This is a genomic window from Pseudomonas sp. SK (assembly GCF_012975065.1).
GTDB classification, from domain to species: domain Bacteria; phylum Pseudomonadota; class Gammaproteobacteria; order Pseudomonadales; family Pseudomonadaceae; genus Aquipseudomonas; species Aquipseudomonas anuradhapurensis.
This window is the reverse complement of sequence record NZ_CP051857.1, coordinates 3511628-3527404: the sequence shown is the minus strand read 5'-3', so window position 1 is coordinate 3527404 and position 15777 is coordinate 3511628. Positions and strand designations below refer to the sequence as shown.

General features: G+C 59.5%; 26 protein-coding genes. 8 read left to right on the top strand and 18 right to left on the bottom strand.

Going from position 1 to position 15777, the window contains the following annotated elements; translation table 11 throughout:
* Nucleotides 1-337 precede the first annotated feature (337 nt).
* Both HG549_RS16395 and HG549_RS16390 read left to right on the top strand, forming a co-directional pair.
* Nucleotides 338-643 carry a hypothetical protein gene (locus HG549_RS16395; RefSeq protein ID WP_170030531.1) on the top strand — a complete coding sequence of 102 codons (306 nt, stop codon included), beginning with the start codon at nt 338-340 and terminating at the stop codon, nt 641-643.
* A 400-nt stretch (nt 644-1043) separates the two neighbouring features.
* The gene (locus tag HG549_RS16390; RefSeq protein WP_170030530.1) at nt 1044-1352 is read left to right on the top strand and encodes a hypothetical protein; all 309 of its coding nucleotides are present in this window, start codon (nt 1044-1046) and stop codon (nt 1350-1352) included.
* Here the strand turns inward: HG549_RS16390 and HG549_RS16385 are convergent.
* The 8 genes from HG549_RS16385 to HG549_RS16350 form a co-directional block, all read right to left on the bottom strand.
* Entirely contained in the window at nt 1349-3283 is a 1935-nt protein-coding gene (locus HG549_RS16385; RefSeq protein WP_170030529.1) for a DNA cytosine methyltransferase, read from the bottom strand. The genes HG549_RS16390 and HG549_RS16385 overlap by 4 nt on opposite strands.
* Before the next feature lie 46 nt (nt 3284-3329).
* The gene (locus HG549_RS16380) at nt 3330-4331 is read right to left on the bottom strand and encodes a site-specific DNA-methyltransferase (protein ID WP_170030528.1); all 1002 of its coding nucleotides are present in this window, start codon (nt 4329-4331) and stop codon (nt 3330-3332) included.
* Between the two features lie 88 nt (nt 4332-4419).
* The gene (locus HG549_RS16375) at nt 4420-4782 is read right to left on the bottom strand and encodes a hypothetical protein (protein ID WP_170030527.1); all 363 of its coding nucleotides are present in this window, start codon (nt 4780-4782) and stop codon (nt 4420-4422) included.
* Nucleotides 4757-5122, bottom strand: coding sequence for a hypothetical protein (locus tag HG549_RS16370; protein ID WP_170030526.1), 366 nt, complete (start codon nt 5120-5122; stop codon nt 4757-4759). Before HG549_RS16370 ends, HG549_RS16375 begins: the two co-directional genes overlap by 26 nt.
* A gap of 81 nt (nt 5123-5203) precedes the next feature.
* Nucleotides 5204-5746 carry a hypothetical protein gene (locus HG549_RS16365; protein WP_170030525.1) on the bottom strand — a complete coding sequence of 181 codons (543 nt, stop codon included), beginning with the start codon at nt 5744-5746 and terminating at the stop codon, nt 5204-5206.
* 7 nt (nt 5747-5753) lie between these two features.
* Nucleotides 5754-6317 (bottom strand): siphovirus Gp157 family protein, encoded by a 564-nt coding sequence (locus HG549_RS16360; protein WP_170030524.1) that lies wholly within the window; start codon nt 6315-6317, stop codon nt 5754-5756.
* Entirely contained in the window at nt 6314-7045 is a 732-nt protein-coding gene (locus tag HG549_RS16355; protein WP_170030523.1) for a hypothetical protein, read from the bottom strand. The genes HG549_RS16360 and HG549_RS16355 overlap by 4 nt, the downstream gene beginning before the upstream one ends.
* A gap of 198 nt (nt 7046-7243) precedes the next feature.
* Nucleotides 7244-7480 carry a hypothetical protein gene (locus HG549_RS16350; protein ID WP_170030522.1) on the bottom strand — a complete coding sequence of 79 codons (237 nt, stop codon included), beginning with the start codon at nt 7478-7480 and terminating at the stop codon, nt 7244-7246.
* Here HG549_RS16350 and HG549_RS26365 point away from each other — a divergent pair.
* The gene (locus HG549_RS26365; protein ID WP_372241527.1) at nt 7394-7579 is read left to right on the top strand and encodes a hypothetical protein; all 186 of its coding nucleotides are present in this window, start codon (nt 7394-7396) and stop codon (nt 7577-7579) included. The genes HG549_RS16350 and HG549_RS26365 overlap by 87 nt on opposite strands.
* Before the next feature lie 80 nt (nt 7580-7659).
* Here the strand turns inward: HG549_RS26365 and HG549_RS16345 are convergent, their stop codons facing one another.
* From HG549_RS16345 to HG549_RS16320, 6 genes are all read right to left on the bottom strand, one after another.
* Nucleotides 7660-7926 (bottom strand): hypothetical protein, encoded by a 267-nt coding sequence (locus HG549_RS16345; protein ID WP_170030521.1) that lies wholly within the window; start codon nt 7924-7926, stop codon nt 7660-7662.
* The gene (locus HG549_RS16340; RefSeq protein ID WP_170030520.1) at nt 7923-8114 is read right to left on the bottom strand and encodes a hypothetical protein; all 192 of its coding nucleotides are present in this window, start codon (nt 8112-8114) and stop codon (nt 7923-7925) included. Before HG549_RS16340 ends, HG549_RS16345 begins: the two co-directional genes overlap by 4 nt.
* Entirely contained in the window at nt 8111-8539 is a 429-nt protein-coding gene (locus tag HG549_RS16335) for a hypothetical protein (protein ID WP_170030519.1), read from the bottom strand. Before HG549_RS16335 ends, HG549_RS16340 begins: the two co-directional genes overlap by 4 nt.
* Before the next feature lie 20 nt (nt 8540-8559).
* Nucleotides 8560-8751 carry a hypothetical protein gene (locus HG549_RS16330; protein ID WP_170030518.1) on the bottom strand — a complete coding sequence of 64 codons (192 nt, stop codon included), beginning with the start codon at nt 8749-8751 and terminating at the stop codon, nt 8560-8562.
* A gap of 26 nt (nt 8752-8777) precedes the next feature.
* Nucleotides 8778-9056 (bottom strand): hypothetical protein, encoded by a 279-nt coding sequence (locus HG549_RS16325; RefSeq protein ID WP_170030517.1) that lies wholly within the window; start codon nt 9054-9056, stop codon nt 8778-8780.
* A gap of 535 nt (nt 9057-9591) precedes the next feature.
* Nucleotides 9592-9840 (bottom strand): hypothetical protein, encoded by a 249-nt coding sequence (locus HG549_RS16320; RefSeq protein ID WP_170030516.1) that lies wholly within the window; start codon nt 9838-9840, stop codon nt 9592-9594.
* Between the two features lie 476 nt (nt 9841-10316).
* Here HG549_RS16320 and HG549_RS16315 point away from each other — a divergent pair, with 476 nt between their 5' ends.
* A complete protein-coding gene (locus tag HG549_RS16315; RefSeq protein WP_170030515.1) occupies nt 10317-10643 on the top strand; it encodes a DUF1654 domain-containing protein in 327 nt (108 codons plus the stop codon).
* Nucleotides 10644-10711: 68 nt separating this feature from the next.
* Nucleotides 10712-11320, top strand: a complete 609-nt coding sequence (locus HG549_RS16310) for a hypothetical protein (protein WP_170030514.1) — start codon at nt 10712-10714, stop codon at nt 11318-11320.
* A gap of 50 nt (nt 11321-11370) precedes the next feature.
* On the opposite strand, the gene HG549_RS16305 is transcribed toward HG549_RS16310, so the two are convergent.
* From HG549_RS16305 to HG549_RS16290, 4 genes are all read right to left on the bottom strand, one after another.
* Nucleotides 11371-11862 (bottom strand): hypothetical protein, encoded by a 492-nt coding sequence (locus tag HG549_RS16305; protein WP_170030513.1) that lies wholly within the window; start codon nt 11860-11862, stop codon nt 11371-11373.
* Between the two features lie 186 nt (nt 11863-12048).
* Nucleotides 12049-12768, bottom strand: a complete 720-nt coding sequence (locus HG549_RS16300) for a hypothetical protein (protein ID WP_256665929.1) — start codon at nt 12766-12768, stop codon at nt 12049-12051.
* Entirely contained in the window at nt 12761-13075 is a 315-nt protein-coding gene (locus HG549_RS16295) for a hypothetical protein (protein WP_170030512.1), read from the bottom strand. Before HG549_RS16295 ends, HG549_RS16300 begins: the two co-directional genes overlap by 8 nt.
* A gap of 99 nt (nt 13076-13174) precedes the next feature.
* Nucleotides 13175-14017 carry a S24 family peptidase gene (locus HG549_RS16290; protein WP_170030511.1) on the bottom strand — a complete coding sequence of 281 codons (843 nt, stop codon included), beginning with the start codon at nt 14015-14017 and terminating at the stop codon, nt 13175-13177.
* A 96-nt stretch (nt 14018-14113) separates the two neighbouring features.
* Here HG549_RS16290 and HG549_RS16285 point away from each other — a divergent pair, with 96 nt between their 5' ends.
* From HG549_RS16285 to HG549_RS16275, 3 genes are all read left to right on the top strand, one after another.
* Nucleotides 14114-14362 carry a Cro/CI family transcriptional regulator gene (locus HG549_RS16285; protein WP_170030510.1) on the top strand — a complete coding sequence of 83 codons (249 nt, stop codon included), beginning with the start codon at nt 14114-14116 and terminating at the stop codon, nt 14360-14362.
* 30 nt (nt 14363-14392) lie between these two features.
* The gene (locus tag HG549_RS16280; protein ID WP_085598710.1) at nt 14393-14587 is read left to right on the top strand and encodes a hypothetical protein; all 195 of its coding nucleotides are present in this window, start codon (nt 14393-14395) and stop codon (nt 14585-14587) included.
* A 371-nt stretch (nt 14588-14958) separates the two neighbouring features.
* Nucleotides 14959-15759 (top strand): Rha family transcriptional regulator, encoded by an 801-nt coding sequence (locus tag HG549_RS16275; RefSeq protein ID WP_170030509.1) that lies wholly within the window; start codon nt 14959-14961, stop codon nt 15757-15759.
* Nucleotides 15760-15777: the final 18 nt, after the last annotated feature.

Genomic DNA, 15777 nt, shown 5'->3' with positions numbered 1-15777 from the left:
GATGCAGTGACATCTTCGATCATGAACCAGGTTGTTTATGGACGCATGGGAGACTTATCGTGGAAGGAGACTCAAGCCCTGCATAGGGACATCTTCGAAAAGTGGATGAGCTTCGCCGCCACGCTCGACTCGCCCGACCTGTATGGCCCCAGCTCCCAAGGGAGCCGTGATAGGGATTCGGATGAGGTCCAGTCCAGCTAATACTTCTACATAAAATCGCGCTTTGTATAAGTTATTGCCGGTCGTCCGCAAGTCATTTATTTGGCGTCAAATAAGTTGAATCAATTTAGTTGTTGCGATAAGTAATAATTCTCACAACAGCTAAGGACCTAGGACGATGGTAAGGGAGCGTGGCGAGTGCTTCTGGCAGTGGGGCGATCCGGAATTACACACCAGAACCCACAACGAAACGTTGAGTGACGGTTCGCAAATCGATGTCCAGGTCCGCCTTTCGAGAATCGGCGCGACCCAGATGTTCATCGGTGTTTACGGTCCCAGTGGAGCGCTGATCCACGAAGAAAGCTTCGACTCTCGCCCAGGCGAGACCATGACGCGGGCGATGGCCTGGGGTGTTGGGCGTGCCCGTCACATGGCAAGCGAAGGCGAAGCCCAATCGCCGTCCCGCAAGGTCGTGTCGGGGTGAGCAGCCTCAGCACTGTCGCCTGGTGCAGCTGCACTCGGTCATAGGTCCCAGGCCAACCACAGCCTGGCCAACCTCGGCCGCGTCCCGCTCAGCCTCTCCTTTGGTCCACCAGATGGCAGTACCAACCATCCAGGCTATTGGCTCGGGGTGGGTCTGCTGGGTTGTTTGCGGTGCATTCTTCAGCAGTGTGCTCCAGAGAGACCTTGCAAGGTCCGGATGCATGCATACGCCATTGAGCATTTCACGCGTCAGCACGCGCGGCACGCTGACCATCTCTGTGTTGCTGAATCGGTTTTCTGTGGGCATGGGCTCGCTCCAATGGTGGGGGTGCGCGCTTAATCGCGGCGATTGAATGGCGCTATTAATTTGATATCGTTGGCTTCCGCTTACAGGAGGTTCTATGTCAGGAAAATTTGTCACGCGCTGGTTCTATGCATCACTGGAATCAGGTACCAGGCCTGCCGGGCTTTTCGGAAACAAGGTCGAAGTTGTTCATAATCAGAAGGTCGTGAATTTCGATGAGTACGCCGCGCACCTTCAAAAAATGTACGAAGATCTTGATGAAGCCGGTTACGACGTTGTCAACGTGGTACCAATCGCGATGGGGCAATCCGAGTCGTGCACTCAAACAAACGGTAACTACGTGGGTGACGTCGGATTCTCGATCACCCGCGGTGCGGTAGTTGTTGGCAAGCGTCGAGATTCCTAAGCAACACTCGCAAGCTCCGATACCGTTCGCCATGGATCATTGGCTCGCGCTAGTGCTGCCATTGGCGGCGGGCTGACGCTGTTGCCGCACATGTGCACCTGCTCGGTCTTGGTGAATGGCTTGCCGTCGGCGCCCTTGTCGATGATGTAGCTGGCCGGGAAACCCTGGGCGCGGTAGAGCTCGTGTGGCTGCAGCATGCGCAGGCAGATGTCGACGATGACGTACGGCGTGCCCTTCACGAATACGGTTACCAGGCCCAGGCGGTCCTTGGTGGTCACCGTGGGCGCTGGCGAGTCGCAGGCGCTGATGTTCTCGGTGCCGTAGTAGCTGATCATGAACGCAGCAACGCGCAGGGCGCCTTCTTCATGCTCTGGTGACAGCTTGTACTCGACCAGGGCGTGGTGCTCGGCGCCGGCGGTCATGGTGGGTACCGGTTCATCAACGGCTCGGCCTACGCAGTTTCGGCGGAGTGTGGCCAGGCTGGCCGTTACCAGGCTCTGCTGGCTGCCGGTGTTGGTGACCGTGGTCATCGGCTCGTCGGCGCCCTTGGCTGGGGGGGCGTTGAAGCCGCCGTTTGCTTGCTCAATGAAGGCGGTGACCAGTGCCCGATGGTTCTGCGTCATCAACGTTCCCATGGGTTGGTCGGCTGGCGCAGGCTTTCCGGCGTACACAGGCCCACCTGCGCCAATCATCACTGGACTGGCCATCATCAGCTCACCGCGGTTGGCGGCGGTCACCGTGGGCAGCGGCTTACGAGGGTCGTTTACCCGGACTGCGCCCTGATGGGTTGCTGGCAGAATCACCGCGCTCGAGAGCGCATGTTTCACGCCGCCGGCGACGACGGTGCCCGGTGGCTGATCCAGACCAGGCACGCGCGGCTGTTGGCCGGCACGTTCGCCGTATCCGGTCTGCACTAGGGTAGGGCTGGCCACAGCGAATGATCCGCCGCGTGGCCATGAGGTGACCGTGCGCAGGGGTTCGTTGGCAGACTGGGCCAGCTCTCCTGACCAGTTCGCGATCGGCACGATGAAGGGCTGCGGGTTGTCCAGTACAAACTTCTTCATGCCCTTGGCCACCCGGCGCAGCGTTGCGGCTGCCAGCTCTTTCTTGCGGCCGAAAATGCTCTTGCTCGGCACGCTCCAGTCGATGCAGTCGGCGGCGGTGCGCCACTTCTGCTGACCCTTGCCTGGGTTCTTGGCGTTGGTAGGCTCTGGCCACACGATTGGCTGACCGTCGCAGCGGGCGATCATGAACAGGCGTTCCCGGCTGGTTGGCGCGCCAAAGTCGCAGGCCTTGATGATGCGCCATTCAACCTGGTAGCCCATGCCTTCGAGCAGCTGCACGAAGCGGCGCCAGGTAACGCCGCGGCGTTTCGGGTCGGGCACCAGGAACTGCTGTTGAACCGGCACGCGTTCGCCGATGTTTGCCACAGTGCCGTCCAGCTTCATCACCCGGCCGGTGGCCTTGTCGCGCTTGGCGATCAGCGGTCCCCACTGAAGGATCTGCTTCACGTTCTCCAGGCTGATCACGCGGGGCTTCTTCTTGCCGCCCCACTTGAGGCCGATCCAGGACAGGTTGCGGATCTCGCGCTTGCGCGGCTGTCCGCCTGCGGCTTGGCTGTGGTGGGTGCAGTCTGGGCTCATGTGGAACCAGCCAACCGCGCGGCCCTGGCACTCCTCATCAGGGTCGCCGTCGAACACATCGGTAGTGAAGTGTCGCGCTGCAGGGTGGTTGGCGGTGTGCATGCTTATGGCCGCTGGGCTGTGGTTCTTAGCCACCGTCACCGGGCGGCCAAGGCCCATCTCCAGGCCGGTACCGGCGCCGCCGCCACCGCAGAAGAAGTCGACGACGATCTCATCGTCTTGAGGATCGAAGCCAAGGCCGTACTGGGTTTTGAAATCGAGCGGGTTCTTTTTCTGAAATGCTGACATGGGCGGTCCTCGCCAGATGGCGTGAAGAGTGAAAGTTGGGCGTGGGTTATGCAGCTGGGGATTGGTCCAGCAAGAAGTCCATCTGTGCAGCGCCTTCGATCCAGGCGGTGTCGAGGCGTTGGCGGGCAAGGGCGGCGTATTCGGGGTTCAGCTCGCAGATGACCGATTTCCGGCCTTCCTGCATGGCAACGAGCGCGGTGGTACCGGCGCCGCCGAACGGGTCGAGCACCAAACCGCCTCGAGGTGAGCCGGCCTGGACGCATGGGCGGATCAGGTCAGGCGGGAAGGTGGCGAAGTGGGCGCCCTTGAAGCTGGCGGTGGCCACCGTCCAGACGCTGCGCTTATTCCGGGTCTCGTCGTAGTCCACATCATCACGGCCTGTCCGGTGCTGCGCTGTCTGCCCGTGCTCGCCATCGGTGTACTTCGTCTCCCTGGCGAAGCTGTTGCGCCTGCTGGCGCTTTCCGGGGCCGTCTGGGCTCGGGCAGGCTCGCGTATGGCGTCCTGGTCGAAGTAATAGCGCGGGCTCTTGCTCAGCAGGAACAGATACTCGTGCGCTTTGGTGCAGCGGTCCTTGATCGATTCCGGCATCGGGTTCGGCTTGTGCCAGATGATGTCCTGGCGCAGGTACCAGCCCTCATCCTGCAACGCGATCGCCAGGCGCCATGGGAGGCCCAGCAGATCCTTGTGCTTCCAGCCGGCGGGGGCTGATCGCCAACCAGTGGCATCGCCTTTTCCCTGCCACGCACCGTCGCCGCGCTCGGCCATGTACCGGCCCCCACCGCCTCGGCCGCCACTGGCGTAGCTATCTCCCAGGTTCACCCACAGGGTTCCGTCATCCCGCAGCACTCGGTGCACCTCGCGGAATACAGCGACCATGCTCTCGATGAATTCGCGGGGAGAGGCCTCCAGCCCGATCTGGCCGTCGACCCCGTAGTCGCGCAGCCCGAAATAGGGCGGGCTGGTGATGCAGGTGTGCGCTGACTGATCCGGCAGCGTCCGCATCATCTCGATGCAGTCGCCCACCAGGATGCGGTGCTGCTGGGTCATGTTGTGGTCCTTGCGTGCACGCGCCGCCCTCGCCGGGGAGGCGTTCATCGTTTGAGAGGGAAAGGCGCTGGCGGGCAGCGCCGGAGGGTCAGGCCTGTTCTGCGAGCAGGATCAGGCCGGTGTCGTCCGGGTCGTCGCCGAGTTCCAGGCCCGGGGCGCGCAGCTCGCGGCTCAGCCTGAACTGGTCCAGCTTGCGCACCACAGAACTCGAAAGTTTGATTTCGTGGCGCGGCGCACTCAGGAAGTGGCGGGCCGCTTCAGGCCCTAATTCATGGATGCGGTGAATCAGCAGGGTCATGGCCTCGCCGTTTTCCTCTACTTCGGCCCAGTCCTTGATCTCGGCCAGCGCTTGGCGGGTGCCTGGCCGAACCTTCAGCCGAAGGTCCTCTTCCTGCGCGGCCTCGGCCTTCTTTCGCCGCTTCTCGTCACGCTGCTGCTGCGTCAGAGCCATCATCACCTCCGTTGCGCACAAAGCGGGTGCCTGGTGCGTACTCCAGCAGATCGCACACCCGGTTGATGATCTTGAGCGCGGCGTCGAACACCTTGGCGTCGTCCGGCTCGCGGGCCAGGCGCTTCATGTTCGGCTGGTGCTCCAGGCAGACCTTGTCGACCAGGCGCCGGGCCAGCCTGCGCAGGTGGTCGGCGCTGTCGTGCTCACGCAGGCTCAGCGCGAAGGCCAGGGCCACATCATCAGGCCGGTACTGGCCGCCGCTGCGGGTGATGTACAGCTTCTTGACGGGTCGATTCATCCAGGCCGGCAGGGTGACGACTCCAGAGGGTGCTTTCTGCATGTCTGTGCTCCGTGAGGCCGCTGGGCGGCAGGTGAAACTGTTCTTGCCGCCGGCGCTGGCGGACCAGGTTGTTGAGCCTTTTCATTTCCTGATGCGAACCCGTGGGAAGTCGATGCCGTTGCGCTCGATAATGTTGACCAACGTCCCGTAGTTGAGGCCCAGCTGCTCTGCCACACGTGCGCGGTGCAGGCCGGTATCGCGCAACGCGCAGATCCGCTGGACCACCTTCAGCTCCTCGATCCGCTTCTGGTTCCGCTGGATCTGGCGTTGGGCGTCCCGCTTGCTGTTGGCCGACTTCTTCCGCTCCGGGCGCCGAAAAACGAAGTTGCCTTCGCGTGCTGCTCGGAATAGGGCCTGCTTGGATATACCTGTGGCCTCGTGGACCTGCTGGCAGGTCATGGTTTTGGCCATCTCGGCAACCTGGTCGGCGCGGGCTTTCATTTTTTCCTTGCTGGGCGATGGTGCGGCTTTCTTGGCAGCTACCTTTGCGGCCGGCACTGGCTGCGCTTCAGGGCCTTTGTGCGGAGGCAGCGGGCGATAGGTAAAGCCCTCCAGCACGACGAGTTGGCCGCCAGACGCGAAGAAGGCCGCTTTGGCGGCCTCCAGGTCGATGGATTGGTTCATGCTTGCCTCACTTGATGCGGATCGAGCTTTCGCCGCGCTCAAGGTGCGCCCAGGCTGGCTCGGGGATGAGTTCGTCTTCACAGTCTTCGCCGGCAGCCATGCGCTTGCGCACGGCTTCGTTGTGCTCGCGCACGGCCTTGAGCTTGGCGGCGATGGCGTTCTTGTCCGGTGCGATCTTGGTCACCACAGACGTCAGTTCATCCGGTACCGCCTGTTCGTTGTCCACGATTACCTTCTCTTTGCCGGTGACCAGGCTGATGGTGAACAGCGGGCGCTTGATCGTCTTGATGTTGGCCGCGTCCATGTTCCGGCGCAGGTAGTCGGTGATGGCCGTGACGCTGTTGGCCTTGATGCGCTTGAGTTCGTTGAGGCGGTCGATTTCCGCGTCGATCGCGCTGATGTCGCCCTCGATGTTCCGGCGCAGCATGACGATGTTGTCGGCCTTCACCTCGAACTCGCCCTGGATGCCGGCCATGGTGTCCTGAATGGCCTGTTTCAGGCCTTCATCGTCGGTATCACACATGGCGGCCAGTTCGGCCATCTGGCCGGTGAGTGCGTAGAGTTGGGTCATGCTGCAGCCTCCTGTGGCTTGCCGGCTTCGAGGTTCTTCAATTCAAGGGAGATCCGGGCGGCGCCTTTCTCGTCCTTGCGACCGATGAGCTTGCGCACAGCGTGGTCGTGGATCTTTTTGCGCTCATGCGGCGTCACCGCCTTCTGCATGGTCGCGATCGTGTCCTTGATGTAGTTCAGGCGCTCTTCCTGTTGGCGCTCAATCTCGGCCTGCCGGTCTTCGGCCTGTTCGATCGCCTGCTCAGCCTGCAGCTGCTGCACGTAATTCACGTCATCGAACATGCCCAGGAACACGTCGGCGCTGAAGCCCAGCATGGACAGGGCTTTCTTGATGGCATCGGTCAGGGACTTTTTCGGCGCCTCGCCATCAGTGGTCATGCCGTACTTGGTCTTGTACTGGTACCGGGTGCACCCGTACTGCTCGACCTCGCCGCGCTGGCCTTCCTGCATGAACCAGAGCTGGATCTTGACGGTGTGGCCGATCTCCCGGCCCAGGGAGATTCGCTTGTCGCCTTCACCAGCAAACACCTCGTGGCCGTCGTCAAATCGCTCTTCGAGAACCTTCCAGCCCCAGCCGATACCGACCGGGCCGAACATTTCGGTTGCCTTCATTACCATCGCAGTGCCGTTCAGGCTGGTGATCTTCTGACCGCCGACCTCGGCGTTCTTGGTGTAGCGGGTATCGGTGGTCTGCACCTGCTCCCAGATGCGCATGTTGGTAGTGGACATTGGTACACCTCGCGCCAGGCTGGCGCTGTCAGTTGGAATAGGGGAAATGCCAGGTCACGCCCGTGATGTAGGCCAGGCAGCTTGGGGGCGGCTATGGTTGTGCGCTCTTGCGGGCTTTTGTGCCTCGCCGAGACGCGAAGAAAAGCGGCGATTAATTTCTTGCAAATGCAGCGTTACAGCGTCGGCGGATGGTTAGGCTCACGGATGTACAAACAGAATTTGCAGAATTTTGTATTCATTCTGATGGTATTTTTCAGTATCTGGCTCTAATTGCCGCGTGCGCTGCAAATTCCCTGTATATTGACTGCGTAGCCGTTTTCTGCGGCTTCCCACTAAGAGGTAGCTTTTATGCACCAGGCCATATCCCCCGAGACGCAGCGTGCCCATGAGCGCTTGAACGAACAGACCAAGTTGTTCATCAAGCAGGGAGGCCAAATTGAAAGCGTTCCTTCTGGAGTCAGCGGGGTGCTAGCGAGCAAGCCGAAGGTCGTTTGGACGAACCCAAACACGGCCAAACCGATGCAGAAACGATAGCAATTCAAAATGCACTGCTTGGTCGCGGTTCGCATACGATCTGACGACGCAAACTCCCAAGCCTTGTCTCGTTGCGTCGCTCATACCCGCACCTCATACCCGACCGTCCACTCTCCGCAAATGCAGGCCCGGCAGTTCCAGGCCTGCGGATTCTCGATGCTGGCCAGTTCGGCCTGGTGCACCGCAGCGGCAAAGGTTGGCCCCTTGAATAGCATCAGGACGCGGTCGTTCGGCATTCCCATGGACTCGGGAAGCTCATGCGAAACGCCAGCCCCAACATTGGCCAAGCTGCGCTCGATCTGTTCGAGCTGTTCGTCAATCAGGGATTTAACGGGTGCCGTGCTCATGCAATATCCTTGCGCCCATCAACGATCTTGTTGAGGCGCCCGCAGTAGTGGTTGAACTCTTCGATGGTGATGCGCTGGTCGGCCATCATTTCGGTGAGCTGCTTCTGGATCATCACGGACCAGCTCAGTGGGGTTGATGGATGGGCAAGGGCATCAAGCTCTTCGTCGAGCAGAACGTGCGGGCTCAAAACCCGCACTCCAGAATCTCGCGCTCGCGGTCCTGCTCGGCTGCGACGGCCTTGGCCGCTACCGGGCGCAGCAGATCGGCAGCGATCTCCTTGAGGACCTTCGGACCGCCAAGCAGGTAGGTGCACAACTCCATGATGAAGCCCTTGTTGCCGGTACCCATGCCAGCCATGACCAGCTTGCCGAAGGCGTCCTGCTGGTCCAGGCCGTCGATCTGGCGGTTGTTCAAGTGGTCCTGCACCGCCCGAGCGAAGTCGGCCTGGGTGATTTCTCCACACTCGCCGCGGTAACCCCAGCTGACCCGGTAGCCCAGGACCAGCTTCTGCGCGTTGGATTCGATCCACTCCACCTGGTCGGCGTCATCGTCGCTCACCGCCGGCGGCATCCGGTTGTCGTACTCAAACTGTGCTGCTCGAAGTGCGCCCATGGTCGCCTCCAGGTTGTGGGTTACTCGGTGGGTGGAGTGAGGTGTGGCTGCCAGTGCGTCACGCGATGCTCGAAGCGAGAGCCATCGCCGTAACGCCAGTCGATGCCATTCCAGTAGAGGAAGCGGGCGCCGTTGAAGGCGCTTTGCGCTTTTCGCGCTGGTGTGTAGGCGATTACCCAGGCCTTTCCGCCACCCTTAGGCAGCTTAGGCATGCGCTCGGAGCACTTGATCCACCCGCTCATGCTGCCTCCGGCCAATGGTGGTTGATGCTCTCTTTGGCGTAGGGCGAAAGTCGCTCGAAGCTGTTCACTCCGCCACATCCGGGCATGGTTCCTTCCAGCTCGACGCAGGCCTTGATGTCACAGCGCCGGGAGCACACCCAGCCGCCGTAGTGGCAGCGGTGAACTTCTCCTTTCGGGTCGGGGTGATAGGCAAGGCCTGCTTTCCACGACGGCGAGCCGCGCAGCTTAAGGCCGCACCCACGGCATACAGCCTGGGTTTCGGTGCAGTGGTGCATTTTGGTGATCCTCGGCAACCGCATTGGCCAGGAGCCAGGCGCGGGTGACCAAACCCACCGTGAAAGGTGGCCTGGCGCCTGCCAATGCGGTCGTATGTGAAGGGAGGGGGATGCGGGATGCATCGGGAAGCGCATGGCCGGTAACGACATTTGATCCGGACGATTCCATGCGCTTTCCGATGAACCCCGATAGGGAACATCGGGCCTGCTTTTGGCTCACTGCAGGCTGGTGATTGAGATCCGCTGTTCCACCAGCGGACGCCGTGCTCGAAGCTTCCAACATCGAGCGTTTCCCGTTGCTGATACCCGCCGGGATTAGGGCTAGAGAACAGGCCGCTTATGGCGGGGCGGCCTCACTGATCAGCTCAGTGCGATCGGGATGCATCGGGGTGTGATCTGTCGCGTCCAAGCCAGCCGCCGGGTTTAACGCCGCGTAACCGGTTTTCATCTACCCCCGCGCTGGGGCAGCTACTTTCTTAGCAGATCACACACCGATGCAGCCTGCGATGGGGAGCAGGGCATCGGGCAGTTAACGTCAGGCTGACGAGGTGTTGGTTGTAGTTTCGAAGGCATCGAGAACCGCTAGGTGCTCGGTGTCTCGAACGTCCACGCTGTTGGTAGACATTCCTTGCTCACGAATCAGGCGCAGACATTCCTTGCTGCCGGTCTCCAGCATCAGGCGTTCGTGTCTGCCGAAATGGTTGAACTGGCCGGAAGCCAGGTCAGCTAAGCGTTTCTCGTGGTGCAGTCGGTCGTAATGACGCTGCTGCTGTTGAAGGAGCATGGTCTTGCCCTCCAGGGCGGTTGGTTTCCCGGCAGCCACTCGTGGGAATGGCTGCGAGTGAAACCTGCCGCGACCCGCTACTGGCGTCAGTTGCGCGGCAATCTTCTGGTTGTTACTCCAGCCGCGGGCCTCTCGGCATTTCTTCCCGCTGGATAACTGTCTCGGCGCTTTACGCTGCACGCCCGGGGCAGTTGCCACCCCTCTGGACTGTTGAGGCCTGTCCATCGCTGCCTTTGAATTTCGGCCGGTGTCGATCCGGCAAGGTGTGTCACTAAAGAGCGGTGAGGCTTTAGGGCCTCCGCAGTCCTTCGTGAGCGACTGCTTGAGATGAACGATAAGCCAATGCCTAATTCTTGTAAATAGGTAATGCCTAACTTTTTCATGCGTGCCTAATCTGCTATCCGGGCTTGCATCATTCGATGGCTCGGGTAAGCTCTGTCTAATACTGGATGGATGTACAGTTAACGGAGGAAGGAATGGCCAAGCAGAAGAAGTCGGCGTCGCAGGCGCGCCAGGAGATGACCGGGCTGGAACGCTTGGGGCTGCGGGTCTCGTCGATGATCAATCACCCGATCGCGCAGACTCAGCGCTGGGTGACGATCCATCGCCTGGACACGGACGGCGACATGGAGTGGGAGGAGGTGATGGGCCTGCTGGCCGAGACACCCGAGTTGGAGCTGACGTTCAACGACGGCGAGAGCGTGACCGTTCGGTGGGAGCCGCAGAGCGCGGACGACCGAGACGACCCGGTCGCGGAAATGGACTGGGAGGAGGAGAGGGCGGAGGAGGAGGCGCCTTTCTGATCGAAAAAGGCCCTCTGAATGGTGACGGCGCACTGCTACAATGCGTCATCTCAAAACGGAGCATTGCAATGAAAAGGATTGCTACTGCAGCGTTTGTCGCCATGTTACTCAGCGGATGCGCAGCGGGCCCTACCTGGCAAGCAACCGGAAGCACGGATGAGTTCACCGACAAGACCACCATGATGGTTACCACAAGTGAATTTCCATCGTCCGGCTCAATCGTGACCAGGTCGCTCCATTTCTATCCAGTGGTGCGCAAGGAAGGCGATGAAATCTTCGTCGGGCTCATGTCCGGGGGCCGGTTCAAGATCCCAGTTGGGACAGTTCAACTGCGCATTGATCAGAATGAAGCCTGGACGATCACGCCACAGGAAACGCCCATTAGCATGATGCCTTCAGCGCCTCAATATGCCCTGAATCTTCCGCCCGAGCAGGCTGCCCTCGTTAAGCAGGCCCAGGATCAGGCAATGCTCAACGTGACCCAGCTGATGAGTCCATACACAGTGACTGGGGGCGAGAAGGCCAAGAAGATCCTGAAGCAGATGCTGGCCGGAAAAAACCTGAAGTACCGGACTGTAGGTATAAACCAGGCCGCATCAACCACTGGCGAGACTGTGATCGACCCATCGCTAGCCGAGTCTCTACGGCTGATCGGTATCGATCCGGCTTCTTTATAAAGCAGACAGCGAAAGCCCGCTTCGATAGCGGGCTTTTACTTTATGCAAGGCTACTTCGTCAGCATTTCTCGGGCTTGGGTACCATTTGAGATTGTAACGATTTTGGCAACCACCCCGCCTTGTGGCAGCAGGCCGTATTGAGAGGGGGCTTGCCAAGTGACGGTTGAGCTCAGGAAGTACTTCCCCGGTGGTACGTTGGAAAAGCTGAAGTTACCGCTGCCATCAGCTTGCGTAGTCAGCAGCCCTTGAGATGCACGCGGATCTGGGGCGGCGAGAGGCTGGCCGCCTAGATAATTCACGTCATACCACTGCTGGGTGTACGAGGTAACTGGCTGGAGGTGGACATCGCTTCCCGCGCCAAATTTAACGTCGCCGCCAACAGTTCGCATGAAGACCTGGCCGGTCAGTGAGCCGGTTCCGGTTTTGGGAAGCGCATCGTACTCGGCTACAGGAAATGGGACCCGTGGCACGGCTTGCTGCTGAGGAATGGCACATGCGGACAGGGCAAGAGTCAGTACCAAAGGTATCCATACTTTTTTCATCGTGAAGCAGACCTGTGTTGGTTTGGCCCATATCCTAACACTCTGGCCATCCGCCATCACGCAGGCAAAGAAAAGCCCGCACTGCTATGCGGGCTAACGTAGGGAAGCGGATGAGCCTTCACTGTGCAGAGTAGGGCATGAAAAAAGCGTGAAGGCATGAAAAAGCCCACCGAAGCGGGCTTCTATTCACTTTGCAGGTGCAGCTTTTTGAGCGGGATCTTTCACTGCCGACTGCTGCTGGACTTGTATTTTCTGAAGAAGCTTGAAGGTCTCCTCGCTTTGCAGCTTCGAGGCCTGGACTAGCTTTTCGATTCCTTGTTGGGTTTCGACTGAAGCCTTACCTGCATCGAAGAAGCCAGTAACGCTGCCAATAATCGTCGAGTTCACGCCCCAAATGCCGACTACCGTGGCAGCAGCTATAGCAAGCATCGCCCAAGCAGCGTTCCGGTTGGAGCTTTTAACTTCAGCCAATTTGCCATCGAGCTGCTTTTCGAATCCGTCAACTTTTTCGCTCATTCGGAGAACAGAAGAGCTCATAGCATCTAGCTTTGCATCGATGACAGTGTCACGGTCTTCGATGCGCTTATGCATCGCTTCAAAGCGCTCAGAGTACAGCTTATCCCGGGCCTCTTGCTCGCGGCGATAGGCGGCCTGCTCGCGTGCATTTGTATCAATCATCTGACTGATACGCCTATCCATCCGCTCTTCAAGGGCGGTTAGGGTGTTGCGAAGCTCTTCTGGGGTGATGTCTGTCATGCGAGCAGTATCTGCCTTCCTCTCCCGACTGTCACCAGCGTTTTGACGACCCTCATAAATCTCGTCATTCCCCACTGTATATCGGATTTGAGGGGTGTGCGCTTCAAAGCGCCGCTTGATATCCCCCTCCATGCTTGAGAATTTACTCATCGCAGCCCTCAGGTTGCGAGCTGGTTCCAGTGTCCGTTTTTGCCCGCTGAGTTGCCACCCACTCATCCACCACGATTGCGTTGTGAGCTCTCAAATACCCACATTTTTCGCAAAACATCATGTACATAGGCATAGCAAGCTCACGATTCATCACGTCCACTTCGAATCGCCAAGCGCCATGCGAATCAGATGCGCAAACCTTGAATTGGTCATGTTTGCAGCTGGGGCAGCTACCCTCGACTGTAACTTCGTTCAGGAACGAAATTAGCTCGTCAGAACTTGTTGCCCTGTCTTTTTCGTCTTCCATCGTCACTCCTTGGGCATAGATCGTCAGATAGGAATTGGCAGGTCATGAATCACCGGCACGCCAGACCACCTTGCCAATGATTTAGTGCCAGTTCCCAAATCAAACCAGGTGAGCATTCCAGACCAGCAGTACCCTGGCCTGGATGTAGGTCATGTCACGACGGATCATCCGATCCTTGTGCCGCGGGTTGTCCGAAATCATCTCGTAGTGCTCCTCATCAGCCACCTGCAGGCGCTTGATGTAGAGCAGGTCATCCCAGACGAAGAGGTAAATCCCGTCGCCCACGAATTCGCGAACGTTGATGTTCACGATCAGCGGGTCGCGGTGCTTGATGGTGGGCTCCATCGACTGGCCCCAGCCGGTGACAACCTTCAAGTGGAAGTGCTCTTCGAACTCAACACCCAGCTCGCGGAGATGGCTCGGGCTGACGCGGATGTCCTTGAGCATTTCCGGGTAGTCGTGCGTGGCCTGGCCGTTGCCCATGGCCGCACGCACGTCGTAGTGGGCAATCCGAACCTCATCCCCAACGAGCCCAGGGCGTGAGAAGTCGACGGTGATTACGTTGCCCTGGTCGGAAGCTTCAGCAGCTGCCATCAGCTGCGCACGAGCACTTTCCGGAAGGTTCTTTCCCTGCTTGGCGAGCATGTTGCGAACCATGTCCGCGGCCGAGGTTGGTGCCTGTTCTTCAACCACTACCGAGGCGACGTCCGGCAGGCTCTCGTAGGTAAAGCCTGGGCGCAGTCCCCAATGTTCAGGGCCTACAACGTCAGCGAAGTAGGCGATGACATCCATCAGCTTCGACTTGTCGATCCGGCCGTTTTTCACCCAGCCCTGTACCGACGGAGGCTTCACCTGGAAGTCGTCTGCGAGTTGTTTCTTCGATACGCCCTTGGCGATCCGCGCTGCCTCAATGGCTGCGCCTAATTCTGGTCCGGTAAGCATTGCCTAATTAGGCCTATCACGTTGCTGATTAGGCAATGACTTGTGCGCGATAAGGTAATGCCTTATATTCATCGATAAATCTCCAGGAGAGAACTCATGAAATCAGCAGAAGCAGCCAAGGAAGCATCCCGCGTGCTGGGCAGCCAGGCGGAATTGGCGCGCCGGCTGAATGTGGCGGCGCCGACCGTCAACCAATGGTGTTCAGGAGAGCGCACGGTCCCAGCCAAGCGCGCACTCCAGATTGAGGTGCTTACGAATGGCGCCGTGAATCGTGCCGACCTGTGTCCTTCGTTTCCGTGGAACCAGATCGACAGCAATTCGAACCACGCGCTTTCCGCCGCTTAACCACTTTCCCATGCAAGGAGCCACCACTCAATGAGCTACGACGATAGCCGCCATCTGAAAGACCGGGAGATTAAGTCTCGTTACGACGAGGACACCTACGAGGCTGTCAGGGCGGTTGCAAAGCTGCATCGCCTTCAACCAGCGGTGTTCGTGCGCATGTGTGTAGAGGAGAAGCTCGCTCTGCTGATTGCTCAGGATGATAACGAGACTGCGCACACGGCCTGAAGGCCCGCAAGGGGGACTCATGGCCGAAACGTTGATTTGTCACTGCCTCGAGGAGCGCTTCCACCGAAAGCTTGAAGAGATGGCGAGCAAAGCCGGGGTGACCCCCGAGCAGTACGCCGTCCAGTTAGTACGGGAAAGCCTCCTCGAGAAAACGAGGCCTAAAGGCGCCGGGAAACTCCGGCATCTGCCTCGGCCTTAAAAGGCCCTGAAAAGGGTAGGCCTGGCTACAGGCAGCGCAACCGGAATGGCGTCATTTTTCCGCGCATGCGCGGATCGGTGCCCATGGGCTTCGCACTATCAAAGTACGAACCCCGGGCACAAAAAAACCGCCTGGCGGGGCGGTTTCTTCTAATACTGCTTCGAGGACGATTATGCATACCTCCTTCCCTCATGTACAGGCCCTCTCCAGGGCCGCTCCACAAAATGCGAACCACGATTTTGTGGCGCGCACGATGTCGTCGCGTGAAATCGCCGAACTGACTGGTAAGCAGCATCAGCATGTCAAGCGTGACATCGAGAAGATGCTCGGCGACCTGAAAGAAGATGCGTCCAATTTTGGACAGATCTATTTCGACTCACAAAACCGGGCTCGGCGCGAATACTGTCTGGACCGCGAGCACACCGACTGCCTGCTCACAGGCTACAGCGCCGCTATGCGCATGGCCGTCATCAAGCGCTGGCGAGAGCTCGAAGCCCAGAATGCGCCTGCCGCCCCCGCCGACCTCAGCAAGCTGGAAATCCTCCAGATGGCCCTGGAGTCGGAGAAAGCCCGCGTCCTGCTCACCGTCCAGGTCGAGGCCCAGGCCAAGAAGATCGACCACCTGGAGAACCTGTTCAAGGAAGGCATGAGCCACGTCCAGTTCTGCAAGGGCCTCAATGGGGTCAACGTGATGCAGGTCGGCCATTTCCTTGAGCGCCGCAACTGGCTCTTCAACGAGAGCAAGTCCGGTACCCGATACCGCGTCGCCGCCTATGCCCGCGACAAGTACATGACCGAACACCAGCAGGAGATCACCCCGCACGGGAAAGAGGCGTTCATCACCTACACGCCCATCCTGCTGCGCAAGGGCGCCGTGCGCCTGTACGAGCTGTACCTGGCCGGCGAGCTGCCCATGAAGAAGAACTGGAACGGCCTGCACACCCACGACAAGGCCGTGCGGGGTGCAGCATGAAGACCTACCCGCTGAGTA

Coding starts and splice junctions, on each gene's coding strand:
- HG549_RS16285 (WP_170030510.1), top strand. CDS start 14,114: ATGAAATCAGCAGAAGCAGCCAAGGAAGCATCCCGCGTGCTGGGCAGC.
- HG549_RS16290 (WP_170030511.1), bottom strand. CDS start 14,017: ATGCTTACCGGACCAGAATTAGGCGCAGCCATTGAGGCAGCGCGGATC.
- HG549_RS16330 (WP_170030518.1), bottom strand. CDS start 8,751: ATGCCTAAGCTGCCTAAGGGTGGCGGAAAGGCCTGGGTAATCGCCTAC.
- HG549_RS16275 (WP_170030509.1), top strand. CDS start 14,959: ATGCATACCTCCTTCCCTCATGTACAGGCCCTCTCCAGGGCCGCTCCA.
- HG549_RS16345 (WP_170030521.1), bottom strand. CDS start 7,926: ATGAGCACGGCACCCGTTAAATCCCTGATTGACGAACAGCTCGAACAG.
- HG549_RS16335 (WP_170030519.1), bottom strand. CDS start 8,539: ATGGGCGCACTTCGAGCAGCACAGTTTGAGTACGACAACCGGATGCCG.
- HG549_RS16365 (WP_170030525.1), bottom strand. CDS start 5,746: ATGAACCAATCCATCGACCTGGAGGCCGCCAAAGCGGCCTTCTTCGCG.
- HG549_RS16325 (WP_170030517.1), bottom strand. CDS start 9,056: ATGCACCACTGCACCGAAACCCAGGCTGTATGCCGTGGGTGCGGCCTT.
- HG549_RS16395 (WP_170030531.1), top strand. CDS start 338: ATGGTAAGGGAGCGTGGCGAGTGCTTCTGGCAGTGGGGCGATCCGGAA.
- HG549_RS16305 (WP_170030513.1), bottom strand. CDS start 11,862: ATGAAAAAAGTATGGATACCTTTGGTACTGACTCTTGCCCTGTCCGCA.
- HG549_RS16370 (WP_170030526.1), bottom strand. CDS start 5,122: ATGCAGAAAGCACCCTCTGGAGTCGTCACCCTGCCGGCCTGGATGAAT.
- HG549_RS16390 (WP_170030530.1), top strand. CDS start 1,044: ATGTCAGGAAAATTTGTCACGCGCTGGTTCTATGCATCACTGGAATCA.
- HG549_RS16380 (WP_170030528.1), bottom strand. CDS start 4,331: ATGACCCAGCAGCACCGCATCCTGGTGGGCGACTGCATCGAGATGATG.
- HG549_RS16280 (WP_085598710.1), top strand. CDS start 14,393: ATGAGCTACGACGATAGCCGCCATCTGAAAGACCGGGAGATTAAGTCT.
- HG549_RS16315 (WP_170030515.1), top strand. CDS start 10,317: ATGGCCAAGCAGAAGAAGTCGGCGTCGCAGGCGCGCCAGGAGATGACC.
- HG549_RS16385 (WP_170030529.1), bottom strand. CDS start 3,283: ATGTCAGCATTTCAGAAAAAGAACCCGCTCGATTTCAAAACCCAGTAC.
- HG549_RS16295 (WP_170030512.1), bottom strand. CDS start 13,075: ATGGAAGACGAAAAAGACAGGGCAACAAGTTCTGACGAGCTAATTTCG.
- HG549_RS16320 (WP_170030516.1), bottom strand. CDS start 9,840: ATGCTCCTTCAACAGCAGCAGCGTCATTACGACCGACTGCACCACGAG.
- HG549_RS16310 (WP_170030514.1), top strand. CDS start 10,712: ATGAAAAGGATTGCTACTGCAGCGTTTGTCGCCATGTTACTCAGCGGA.
- HG549_RS16360 (WP_170030524.1), bottom strand. CDS start 6,317: ATGACCCAACTCTACGCACTCACCGGCCAGATGGCCGAACTGGCCGCC.
- HG549_RS26365 (WP_372241527.1), top strand. CDS start 7,394: ATGCACCAGGCCATATCCCCCGAGACGCAGCGTGCCCATGAGCGCTTG.
- HG549_RS16300 (WP_256665929.1), bottom strand. CDS start 12,768: ATGAGTAAATTCTCAAGCATGGAGGGGGATATCAAGCGGCGCTTTGAA.
- HG549_RS16375 (WP_170030527.1), bottom strand. CDS start 4,782: ATGGCTCTGACGCAGCAGCAGCGTGACGAGAAGCGGCGAAAGAAGGCC.
- HG549_RS16355 (WP_170030523.1), bottom strand. CDS start 7,045: ATGTCCACTACCAACATGCGCATCTGGGAGCAGGTGCAGACCACCGAT.